The organism is Ignavibacteria bacterium (assembly GCA_017302895.1).
GTDB lineage: Bacteria > Bacteroidota > Ignavibacteria > Ignavibacteriales > Ignavibacteriaceae > UTCHB3.
Window position 1 is genome coordinate 204,321 of record JAFLBV010000002.1, and the last position, 11,548, is coordinate 215,868.

Consider the following 11,548-nt stretch of genomic DNA (forward strand, 5'->3'; position numbering starts at 1 on the left):
CATGAATATACAGATAACAGCAAGAAAGTTCACCGCAAGAGACACCTTAAAAGATCTGATTAAGGAAGAGGTTCTCTCATTACAGAAATTTTCAGACGAAATTCTTGATGTCGAGGTGATCATGAGCTATCAAAATGTGAAGGATAGCATAAAGGAAGTTGAATTGATAGTTAAACTCCCAGGAACAGTTTTAACTGCCAAAGATGAAGCTGACGAGTACGGCAAAGCACTAAAAGCCGCCGTTGAAAAAATCGAAAAACAGATCACAAAAAGAAAAACAAAAAGAGACGCTGTAAAGAAAACCGAACAGGAGTTGTAATTTATTGGAACTGATTAAAAAAGACCACATTACTGTTGAGTTCTTCTTTAACAGAACAACCGGTAAATTTAAAATCACAAATTTCACAGGAAACCGTGGATTTGAAAAAAAAATAAAAGAACCCAATCTTCACAGACCCGGCTTGGCTTTAGCCGGGTTTGTTGATTTATTCTCATACAACAGAATTCAGATTTTCGGAAATACTGAGATCAGATATCTTTTGTCGATACCTGAGGAACAGCGAAAAGCTACCATCGAGAATATCTTCAAATTCGACATTCCCTGCATAATCATCACCAACAATATTCAACCATTTCCTGAAATGCTCGAGTTATCGGAGAAATACGGTGTTGCGATATTTGGATCTCCTGATTCCACAACGAGATTAAGTTTCTTTATTAGTGATTTTCTCGATGACCAGTTTATGCCTCAGGCATCCATCCATGCATCTTTAATTGATGTTTATGGAGTGGGTATCCTCTTCACAGGTCAATCGGGAGTAGGGAAGAGTGAGGTCGCTCTTGATCTTGTAGAGCGGGGTCACAGGCTTGTTGCCGATGATGTTGTAATCGCCACCAAGAAGGGAGAAGGAATCATAATGGGTTCCGGAACCGATCTTTCCAAACATTTTATGGAAATCCGGGGCCTTGGTCTGATTAATGTGGAAAAAATGTTCGGAATCCGTGCAATTCGTTATCAGAAAAGAATTGAAGTGATTGTTCATCTCGAGATTTGGGACCCCGAACACGAATATACAAGAACAGGACTGGATGATACAACCACTCAGATTATGGATGTGGAGCTCCCCTATGTCACGCTCCCGATAGTTCCAGGGAAGAATATTACGGTAATTACCGAAGTCATCGCGCTAAATTATCTGTTGAAGCATTATGGCTACGACAGTGCAAAGATTTTCAGAGACAGACTTGACAGAAGATTGAAAAGTCCTTCGGGGGATAATTTTACCCGTGGAATTGACTACTTCGAGCACGATTTTGAGTAAATATGTCTTGTTTAAGAGTGCCAGTTTCTTAGTTTTGTACATCTAATTTTAATTTTTTTTTATTCTTTAAATTCAAGACTCTATGCGCAATTTTCTGAGCAGATATTATTTTATCTCCAGACGAGAACTTAAAATACGCACATTTAAATTACCTCCTGCAAAATCGATTTTCCCAGTTATTGTTACATTTTTTGTTTTTCAATTTATCATTCTTCTCACTTCCGGCTTCTTTCCGGGGGTATCAGGTGACAGCGAAAACCCCTCAGGTCTCGCTGTCGAAAACGCAGAATTAAAAAAGCAGCTCAGTGAGCTGAAGGATGAAATTGCCCGGGTAAATGGGAGACTCTCAACAGTAATAAGTCTGAATAATGAAATCCGTGAGATTGCTGACCTCCCAAGAATGGATGAAGACCTGTTCAAAATTGACAACACTCTTGCATCCTACGAATTGACAGGAGGGCTGGCATCTGCTTCTTATGGCAGTCTTGAAGATGCCTCCAAATTATTGAAGCTGCTCGAGAACAACCTCGAACTTCAGTCGAGAATCAACAAGGAAATTTCAACAGCATTTGTCGATAAGACCGGCTATCTAAGGGGAATACCCTCGATAAAGCCTTTGGATGCTTCGTTTAACCGGACAAGTTTTGGTCCGCGTAAAAATCCGATTACCGGAAAGCCTCAGTTCCACACAGGGCTCGATATTGGTTCCACATATGGACAGGAGATTTTCGTTACCGCTGATGGAATCGTGGAAAGAGCAGATAATTTTAGCGGTTACGGACTTTGTGTAATAGTTGCTCATGCCTCTGGTTATAAAACTCTGTACGGACATTGTTCCAAACTCCTCGTGCAAAAGGGAGACAAGGTGTCCAGAGGTGAGTTAATAGCGCTTGTAGGAAGCACAGGACTCTCAACAGGACCCCATCTTCACTACGAAGTTATCTATAACGGTGAACATTTAAACCCGGCTGATTTTTTCTTTGACGAGGAAAAAGCCAATTTTGACAAGAAATCGAAGAAATAACAAAATAGGGATCAATATATGATTTGGACAATTGAACTGGCGTCTTATCTCGAAGATGCTCCTTGGCCCGCTTCCAAGGAGGAATTGATTGATTATGCAGAACGCATCGGGGCTCCGCTTGAGGTTATAGAAAACCTTAAGGAACTGGAAGACTCTGATGAACCGTACGAATCAATCGAAGATATCTGGCCCGACTATCCTACTGACGAAGATTACTTCTTCAATACCGATGAGTATTGAGTGAAGTGTAATTCCCTCTAATAATGGATCCGTTCAGTGGAATTTATGGTCAGGAATCCGTTAAGGAAATACTTACCGGATTTCTGACCAATAAAAAAATCCCCCAAGCTCTACTTTTCTCAGGACCTGCCGGTACAGGGAAAGATTTTCTGGCAATCAGATTTGCAAATCTGTTAAACTCTCTCTCTGACGGTATTCCTTCTTTTTCGCACATTGATTCCATTCAGGAGCCGGTTGTAAAATTTATTTGCCCGTTACCCGTAGGTAAAAATGAATCGTCTGATGACGGTCCATATGACCGGCTTGCACAAACAGACTTAGAGTTCATTCAGGAAGAGTTTCATAAAAAAGAAGCGAATCCTTACTACCATATAAAAATACCAAAAGCCAATGATATCAAAATCTCGTCAATCAGATCGATTACGAGGTATTTGTCGTTATCCAGCGATACTTCCGGTTACAGAGTTATTCTGATTTCTGATGCCCATCTGATGAATGAACCTGCACAAAATTCACTCCTTAAGAACCTTGAAGAACCTCCTAAAGGCTTTGTTTTTATCCTTACGACCTCCGAGCCGGCGATGCTCAGGGAAACTATCAGGTCACGATGCTGGCCCCTCGAATTTCGTCCACTATTGCCGGAGGATGTGGGGCAGGTACTTAGTAGATATTTTGAAGTTGAAGAACATGAAGCAGAAATTTTGGGGAAAATAAGCGGCGGCTCTGTTTCACGAGCTTTATATCTGAAAGAAAAAAATCTCGTGGACAGGCAGGCAACGATTGTTTCTTTCCTCAGAAACTCACTCAGTGGTAAATTCAGGTCCGCGCAAATGGAGTTGAAAGAGGTTATTTCGGAAAATGACAGTGACCTGTTTCGGCTCTTTTTTAATCTTGTGATGTACTGGTTTGAAGATTACAAACGCTATCTTGCCGGTATCCGTGAGGGTCTCTTTTACTCGGGACATATGGATACATTTGAAAAATTTTCGGTCAGGTATAATAAACTTGACCCCACAAGGGCAATCGATTCGATTGAAAAAATCCTTTATTTTATTGAAAACAACAATGTTAACATGCAAATAGCTTCCTACAATATCATGTTTCTGTTAGCATCTCTGATACAGGAAGAGATCAGATCTGAAAAAATTTATCTTTTATGAAAGGCATTAAAATGAAAAAAGTAGTAATTACTCACGCAAAAAGAACCCCAATCGGCTCATTCGGTGGTACACTTGCATCCTTTACCGCAGCACAACTCGGTTCATTTGCAATTAAGGCTGTGCTCGAGGAATCGGGCATCGATAAATCGCAGGTTGACGAAGTAATATTCGGAAATGTGCTTATGGCAGGTCAGGGACAGGCCCCTGCTCGCCAGGCTGCAATTTATGCCGGTTTACCCGACACAGTCGAAACCATGACATTAAATAAGATGTGCGGCAGTGGCTTAAAAGCGATAATGCTCGCACAACAGGCTATTCTTGCCGGTGATGCAGATGTAATAATTGCTGGCGGCATGGAGTCAATGTCCAATGCTCCTTATCTGCTTCCAAAAGCAAGAAACGGATTTAAGTATGGCCACGGCGAAATTCTTGATTCAGTTTTACTCGATGGACTTACAGATGTTTACAATAAAATTCACATGGGAAATTGTGCTGAAATATGTGCAAAAAACATGACCATCACCAGAGAAGAGCTTGATGAATTCGCTATCAACTCCTATACAAAAGCTCAGAATGCTCAAAAAGAAGGCAGATTTAACGAAGAAATGATTCCTTTGGTACTTAAAACCAAAGCAGGGGAAACAGTCATCGATAAAGATGAAGATCCTGAAAAGACCAATTTCGCCAAAATTCCGACGCTTCGACCCGTTTTTGATAAAGAAGGTGTGGTTACTGCTGCAAATGCAAGTAATCTGAACGATGGAGCCGCTGCAGTTTTAGTGATGTCTGAGGAAAAAGCTCTTGAATTGGGTTTTAAACCTCTCGTTGAAATTGTGGCTCAGAGTTCGGCTGCAAAAGCTCCTGTTGATTTCACAATTGCACCTGCAGACGCCATACACAAAGTATTGAATAAAGCAGGCTTGACGGTAAGCGATATCGATCTCTATGAAATTAATGAAGCCTTCGCTGTCGTTTCAATTGCTGTAAACAGATTAACCGGAATTACCACTGAAAATACAAATGTTAATGGTGGAGCTATTGCCCTCGGACATCCAATCGGTGCAAGTGGTGCGAGAATTGTAGCCACACTTGTCCATGAGATGATGAAACGAAATTCCACATACGGTCTGGCAAGTCTCTGCATCGGTGGTGGTGAAGCTTCCGCAATGATCGTCAAAAAATACGAATAGAGGAGATCATATGAATATTAACAAAGTGGCTGTGGTTGGCGGCGGTACCATGGGTAATGGAATCGTTACCGTGTTTGCGATCAACGGTTTCAAGGTTACTCTCGTTGAAACCAGACAGGAACTGCTTGACAGGGCTATCGTGAACATTTCGTCCAGTCTTGAAAGAATGGTGAAAAAAGAGACCATCACTTCTGAAGTGAAGGATTCGGCTCTTTCAAATATAAGCACACTGATTGGTGTGGAGAATATTGATCCCGATTCTGATCTTGTGATTGAAGCTGTTTTTGAGAATAAAGATGTTAAGTTAAGTATTTTTAACACCTTAGAGAAATTTCTTAAACCTGAAGCGATAGTTGCGTCCAACACTTCTTCCATCTCGATTACTGAACTTGCACCCGGAACAAGAGCCGACAAATTCATTGGAATGCATTTCATGAATCCCGTTCCCGTAATGAAACTCGTGGAAATTATCCGTGGCTACTCAACCAGTGATGAAACCTATGCCACCATTAAGGAGTTGACATTAAAACTTCAGAAGGTTCCTGTTGAAGTTCAGGATTATCCGGGTTTCATTTCGAACAGAATCCTGATGCCCATGATTAATGAAGCCATCTTTTGTTTAATGGAAGGTGTGGCTTCAAAGGAAGATATCGATTCAGTAATGAAACTGGGCATGAATCATCCAATGGGACCTCTTACACTTGCTGATTTCATCGGATTGGATGTTTGCCTGGCAATAATGGATGTGCTCTATTTTGGATTTAACGATCCGAAATACAGACCGTGTCCGCTCCTTAAAAAGATGGTATCAGCAGGCAAACTCGGCAGGAAATCGGGGGAAGGGTTCTATAAGTACCAATAATAGAAGAGTCGGTTGGATTGCTACAGTCTCTGCCGTACTCAAATATTATGCACTTAAGATTCCAATCAGATCGTATAACTGGGATCTTACTCAAGATGGATACACACTTCTTTTAGGCGCTGTTACCGGAGTTTTATGCGGTTTCGGCGCCGTCATTTTTCATTATTCCATTGAACTTATAAGAGATCTCTTCTTTTTTCTTCCTCCGCAAATAATTTCCGGCTTCAAAACTTTCTACCCTGACACCGTCACCGGAGTCTTGTATGTTATACTGGTTCCTGCAATTGGTGGACTTGTAGTTGGTACCCTCGCCATGATCTTCGAAAAAGGGAAAAAAGGGGAGGGGATACCGAATGTAATCCTCGCTGTTGCTACAAAGGGCGGAATTATAAAGGGAAGTGTTGCAATTCTTAAAACTGTGCAGACCGCGATAAGTATTGGTACCGGTGGTGCAGGTGGAAAAGAAGGACCAATTGTTCAGATAGGTGCCGCAATAGGTTCCGGATTTGGTCAGTTTTTAAATCTCTCTTCTGACAGACTGCGCATTCTCGTGGGTTGTGGTGCTGCAGCGGGACTTTCAGCAGCTTTTAATGCTCCGCTGGGTGGTGCAATTTTCACTATGGAAATAATACTTCGGACTTTCAATTCCAGATCATTAGGTCCGATTATTGTCTCATCAGTTTTTGCGACGGTTATTTCAAGAGGATTTATTGGTGAAGAGCCGGCATTTCAAATTCCTGTTTACAATCTGAACAGTAACTCAGAGTTTTTATTCTACATTGTTCTGGGAATTCTTTCAGGTTTGATGGCAGTTTACTTCGTAAAAGTGATTTTCTATTTCGATGAAATGTTTACGAAACTGACTGTTCCGACATTTCTTAAGCCGGCCATCGGAGGCTTGATGGTTGGCATCATCGGTGTGTTGTTACCGGGAATCTACGGCTTCAATCAGCAGTCAATAGATAAATCGCTTTACAACCAGAACACACTCGAGTTGATGATCTTGCTCTTTTTGTTAAAACCGCTTGCAACATCACTTACAGTCGGATCCGGCGGGCATGGTGGAACCTTTGCACCCAGTCTGTTTACCGGAGCCATGCTCGGAGGAGCATTCGGACAGGTTGTAAACATTCTATTTCCGGAAGTACCTGCTGCACCGGGCGCATATGCTCTCGTTGGAATGGGAGCTGTTGTTGCCGGTACCACTCATGCGTCACTCACGGCACTTATTATGGTGTTTGAAATGACAAACAACTATAAAATTATCCTTCCTCTGATGCTCACAATTATTATTTCAACAATGATCTCCAAGGGAATCCTAAAGGGTTCACTTTACACCTTAAGACTGGGTAAGGAAGGCACCGGACTGGATGTCTACGGCAGAAAAAGCTCGGTCCTCAAATCGATGAAGATTTCATCTATTGTTGAAGATGTGAAAGAATTTATTCATGAATCAGACACTTACCAAAGGGTTGTCGAGTCATTAAGGAATTCTCAGTATGAGACGCTTCTTGTAGTCGATAAATCGGGTGAAGTCAAAGGAGTGATATCTTACACAGATTTGAGAAAATCACTGTTCGATGAAGAGACCATGGCCGTAATGGAGTTTTTAATTGCCGGAGATTTGATGAAGAAAAGGTTCACAAAGATTAGTGACCTTGAAAATGCTGATAATGCGCTGAAGATGATGGAAACTTTTGATTTGGAATTTCTTCCTGTTTACAACACAGATGACAAATTCATCGGGGTAGTGTCAAAACAAAAAATACTTAGAGTATATCAGAATGAGTTGTTTTTAGCAGAAAAGAACCTTGATCTGTCAAGTTAACCGTTTTAAGACCTTTTAAATGTCCTATAATGTATATTATGTAAACTAAAAGCAATACCGTTTGATCGAGGCTTTCCGGGCCAACACATTCACCCCGCCTCCCCACATTTGTAGTTTTCAAAGACAAATACCTGTCGTTAAATCATCGAATTACTTTATAACTTCAACCGCCGGAATCAAGTAGAATTTTAACATCGACTTTTTGTTGAAAGTCTTTTTCGCCATCTCAGAAATATCCTTTAGCGTCATCTTTCTGATAATCTCGTTTCCCTCAGTAAATCCTTTCAAATCAGAACCGCTCATAGCATGTGAACTTATCAGGTTCAGTATGCCTCTGTTTGTCTGGAAAACTTCTTCGCGTTCCTTAAGAGCATTTTCCTTTGCTTTCTGAAGTGTTGTTTCATCGTTGAAGTTTTGTACTAAAGAATCAATGATAGATTCTGTTTTAGCTGTAAGTTCTTCTTTTCTGGCAGGGTCACAATTAAAAAATACAGTATTATTGAATTGAGATTCAGGATACTGATTAAAACTTACACCAGCAGAAATAGAATAACTTCCGCCAAGTTCCTCGCGGATTACCTCGTTAAACTTGATATCAAGGACTTTTTGCAGAATCGTTAATTCGAGATTACTTTTTCTACTCCAGTCATACTTGCCCGGGAAAGCAAGAAAAACTGTTGCCTTGTTCTCCATCCCTTTTTTCACGGTTTTTTCACCACCATTTTGAGAATACCTGACTCCCCTGTCAAGCCATTCTTCATGATCCACACTTTTCTGTGATGCTATATACCTGCAAATGAGTGATTTAATCACATCTTCATCAAAATTTCCGGTGAAAACAAAAGTAAAATCGCCTGCTGAATTAAATCTTTCCTTGAATATCTGATATGCCTTTTGTTGATTTATTTCACCGAAACGGCTGATACTCATCGGTTTCATCCGCGGGTTGTTGTTATACAGGGCCACAACAATTGAATCATAAAACACATTGTCTGGTGACAGTCCTTCATTGATCAGATAACTTCTCAGTTTTTCCATAAAATTTGCAGTGGATATTGTATCCAGACGCGGTTTTTCAAATGTAAGGTACACAAGCCGGAAAAAATCCTCGAGATCATTGACCGAACTTTGTCCGTTAATCTCCTCATATAGCTCAGTCACATTTGTTTGGACTGATATCATTTTTCCTGCAAGTTTTTTGTAAAGTTCAGTAAGATTGAACTCACCCAAACCAGATTCCTCGACGATCGAGGTTGCGTAATTTGCTGAGACAAGGTCCTTATCCTCAACTTTGGAGAGACCGCCTCGGCTAAAACCGTACATTAGCACTTCATCTTTTTGCAAGCCGGTTTTTTTTAGGTAAACTTTTGCGCCGTTACTCAAAGTCAACAATTTTACATCATAAACATCAAGGTTTTCTTCTGTAACGATTCTGCCGGGTTTGGGTTCCACTTCCACAAGCGGCTTGTTTACTTCCGTCGATTGAGGTTTTGCAATCTCCATGGTGGTAACAGATTTGAAGATATTTTCAAGATTTTCCTGTTTTGGGACAATTGCACCTGTTTTTTCAGGATAGGAAACGAGAGTTACCATATTCGAATCAGAAATCAGTTCTGATGCAATTTGATTCACTTCCGAGAGGGTGATTTGTGGTACAATTTCCTTGTATATCTTATAACCCGTTTCAATATCCGTATAAATTGCATCATTTATAAACTGATCGAGCAAGGCATTCACCACACCGGTGGAATACTGATTGTCTTTCTCCCTGTAATAATTATCCATAGATGCATCAAGATTTTCTTTAGCCCGCGAGAATTCCTCTTTCGTAAAGCCATATCTTTTCATTTTTTCACCCTCGAGAACCAGAAGTGAAAATGACGAATCTATCATATTTTCTTTGGAAGAGGCGTAAAGAACGAAAGCACCCTTATTATAAGAAAGGGTTGTGGAGTATCCTCCACCATTTTGCAGAGGTGAATTGCTTAATTTAGAAATATCAAACAGTCGTTCACTCAGAATGGAACCGACTATCTGATGTATGATCCCTTTTTTATAGTCAGCCACAGTGTTCGCTTTAAGTACAGGTCGCTTGTTGACTATGACGACATTGCTCGTTGTTGTTTCTTTGTCACCAACGATAGAATAAAGCCTCTCTTTATGATCCGGTACTTCATAAATAATTCGCTTCTTTGGGGTGTCAGAGGCACCGTAAGACCCGAAGTACTTCTTAATGAGTGTTTCCATATCCCCAGCCTTAAAATCACCCACAGCCACCACAGACATTAATTCCGGCCTGTACCACTCTTTGTAATAATCAGTCAAAGCTTTGTGTGGAAAAGACTTCAGAACTTTTTCATCACCGATCGGCAATCTCTGTGCGAATCTCGAGTTGTGGAAAAGAACAGGAAACTGAATGTCCCTGATTCTGCCCTCAGCCCCTTTTCCCATTCGCATTTCCTCAAGCACCACTCCCCTCTCCTTTTCAATCTCAAGAGAGTCAAATGTAGCCTGAAACGCCCAGTCGGAGAGCACCATAAACGCAGAATCGAGAATGGTTTCACGGTCTGTGGGTACCGTTAGCATATACACAGTTTCTTCTGTCGAAGTATAGGCATTTATTTCCGGACCGAATTTCATACCGAGTAACTCAAGAAAATCAATAACCTTGTTTCCCGGGAAATTCTTTGTACCATTAAATAGCATGTGCTCAGTAAAATGTGCAAGACCTTTTTGATCATCGCGTTCATTAAGAGAACCGGTCAATATCACCAGCCTTAATTCAGCTTTTTTCTCAGGTAATCTGTTTTCAAGTATTGAATACTTTAAACCGTTTAACAGAGTGCCCTCAAGAACAGAACGGTGTTTAGGAATTGAATCAGAAGAGGTCTGGGGAAACAGATTTATTGTGAAAAGAAAAAGGGCTAAGATTGATATATTTGTCAGTTGCATGTTATGGGAAGTCTTTCGCATTATGACAGATCGGTCAGATGAAAACTCAAAATATGACATTTAATTTGTGTGGTGATATCGACATCTTGATCTCTTTGACCAGGTCATCAGATGTTTCTCCATCAAGATGCAGGTATGCCGGTTCATCAAGAGAGATTGTGTAATTGTTTGTTGTAAAATAAGTTACCTCTTTTAATCCGAGGTGTGACCCTGTGATGGCTTTCGGTAAATTTTTAAAGATTTTTGGCAGAGACATATTCTCAACGATACAGACATCTGCCAGTCCATCATCAACCTTTGCATCAGGAGTCAGCTTAAAGCCACCGCCGGAATACAACCCGTTGCCCGTAGTGATGAACATGGCTTCTCCGCTCAAATTCTTTCCATCCCCTGTGGACAGTTTGTATCTGACAGGTGTATAAGAGAAGAGTGCCTGAATAAGAGAAATGATATAAACCGTCATCCCGGTCAGGAACTTCTTCTTTTCTTTCAATTTACCAACATAGGCGTCGAATCCTATCCCCGAGGTATTGATAAATTTTTTCTTCTCAACACTGCCATCTACGAAGGTGATTCTTAAATCCCATACATCCATTGCAACAGATTCCGAAGCCGCCAAAGCTGCTTTTAGAACATCGACAGGGTTGTTTGAAAGATGAAAATATTTGGTAAGGTCGTTTCCCGATCCGGTGGGAATCAATGATACAGAGAAACGGTAAGGTGGTGGAACAAGATTCACGAGGGAATTAAAAGTACCGTCACCCCCGGCTAAAAAGATGTGGCTATCACTCCTGTTTAGATCATTGTAATATCTGGAAGCCTCATCGAGAGTTTTTGGAAGGAAAACCCGTAGTCCGGAGATCAATCCGGAATGACCTATGAGTCCGGCAAACTTTCTGCCTCTCCCGTTACCCGAGAGAGAATTTATTATTAAATATTTGTTTTCAGGGAGTTTCAGCAGGTATTCTCT

The 11,548-nt window shown here is 40.9% G+C and carries 10 protein-coding genes; 8 read left to right on the top strand and 2 right to left on the bottom strand.

Features of this window, described 5'->3' with window-relative positions:
* Position 1: 1 nt before the first annotated feature.
* The 8 genes from raiA to J0L60_08615 all read left to right on the top strand — a co-directional run bounded on the left by raiA (position 2) and on the right by J0L60_08615 (position 7,626).
* Positions 2–319: a ribosome-associated translation inhibitor RaiA gene (raiA, locus tag J0L60_08580; protein MBN8546174.1), complete on the top strand. Its 318-nt coding sequence runs from the start codon at positions 2–4 to the stop codon at positions 317–319.
* A 4-nt stretch (positions 320–323) separates the two neighbouring features.
* The gene (locus J0L60_08585) at positions 324–1,322 is read left to right on the top strand and encodes an HPr kinase/phosphorylase (protein ID MBN8546175.1); all 999 of its coding nucleotides are present in this window, start codon (positions 324–326) and stop codon (positions 1,320–1,322) included.
* An 82-nt stretch (positions 1,323–1,404) separates the two neighbouring features.
* Entirely contained in the window at positions 1,405–2,346 is a 942-nt protein-coding gene (locus tag J0L60_08590) for a M23 family metallopeptidase (GenBank protein ID MBN8546176.1), read from the top strand.
* Between the two features lie 18 nt (positions 2,347–2,364).
* Positions 2,365–2,586 (top strand): DUF2795 domain-containing protein, encoded by a 222-nt coding sequence (locus J0L60_08595; protein MBN8546177.1) that lies wholly within the window; start codon positions 2,365–2,367, stop codon positions 2,584–2,586.
* Between the two features lie 23 nt (positions 2,587–2,609).
* Positions 2,610–3,746, top strand: coding sequence for a hypothetical protein (locus J0L60_08600; protein MBN8546178.1), 1,137 nt, complete (start codon positions 2,610–2,612; stop codon positions 3,744–3,746).
* 11 nt (positions 3,747–3,757) lie between these two features.
* On the top strand, positions 3,758–4,936 hold the full coding sequence (locus J0L60_08605) for an acetyl-CoA C-acetyltransferase (GenBank protein MBN8546179.1): 1,179 nt from the start codon (positions 3,758–3,760) through the stop codon (positions 4,934–4,936).
* 10 nt (positions 4,937–4,946) lie between these two features.
* Positions 4,947–5,798, top strand: coding sequence for a 3-hydroxybutyryl-CoA dehydrogenase (locus J0L60_08610; protein ID MBN8546180.1), 852 nt, complete (start codon positions 4,947–4,949; stop codon positions 5,796–5,798).
* Complete coding sequence (locus tag J0L60_08615) at positions 5,692–7,626, top strand: chloride channel protein (protein MBN8546181.1); 1,935 nt, start codon at positions 5,692–5,694, stop codon at positions 7,624–7,626. The genes J0L60_08610 and J0L60_08615 overlap by 107 nt, the downstream gene beginning before the upstream one ends.
* 150 nt (positions 7,627–7,776) lie before the next feature.
* On the opposite strand, the gene J0L60_08620 is transcribed toward J0L60_08615, so the two are convergent.
* Positions 7,777–10,599, bottom strand: a complete 2,823-nt coding sequence (locus J0L60_08620) for an insulinase family protein (protein MBN8546182.1) — start codon at positions 10,597–10,599, stop codon at positions 7,777–7,779.
* A gap of 25 nt (positions 10,600–10,624) precedes the next feature.
* Entirely contained in the window at positions 10,625–11,539 is a 915-nt protein-coding gene (locus J0L60_08625; GenBank protein MBN8546183.1) for a hypothetical protein, read from the bottom strand.
* Positions 11,540–11,548 lie beyond the last annotated feature (9 nt).

Bases quoted from the DNA above. Each gene is read 5' to 3' on its own strand.
- raiA (MBN8546174.1), top strand. From the start codon at position 2: ATGAATATACAGATAACAGCAAGAAAGTTCACCGCAAGAGACACCTTA.
- J0L60_08590 (MBN8546176.1), top strand. From the start codon at position 1,405: ATGCGCAATTTTCTGAGCAGATATTATTTTATCTCCAGACGAGAACTT.
- J0L60_08595 (MBN8546177.1), top strand. From the start codon at position 2,365: ATGATTTGGACAATTGAACTGGCGTCTTATCTCGAAGATGCTCCTTGG.
- J0L60_08600 (MBN8546178.1), top strand. From the start codon at position 2,610: ATGGATCCGTTCAGTGGAATTTATGGTCAGGAATCCGTTAAGGAAATA.
- J0L60_08605 (MBN8546179.1), top strand. From the start codon at position 3,758: ATGAAAAAAGTAGTAATTACTCACGCAAAAAGAACCCCAATCGGCTCA.
- J0L60_08610 (MBN8546180.1), top strand. From the start codon at position 4,947: ATGAATATTAACAAAGTGGCTGTGGTTGGCGGCGGTACCATGGGTAAT.
- J0L60_08620 (MBN8546182.1), bottom strand. From the start codon at position 10,599: ATGCGAAAGACTTCCCATAACATGCAACTGACAAATATATCAATCTTA.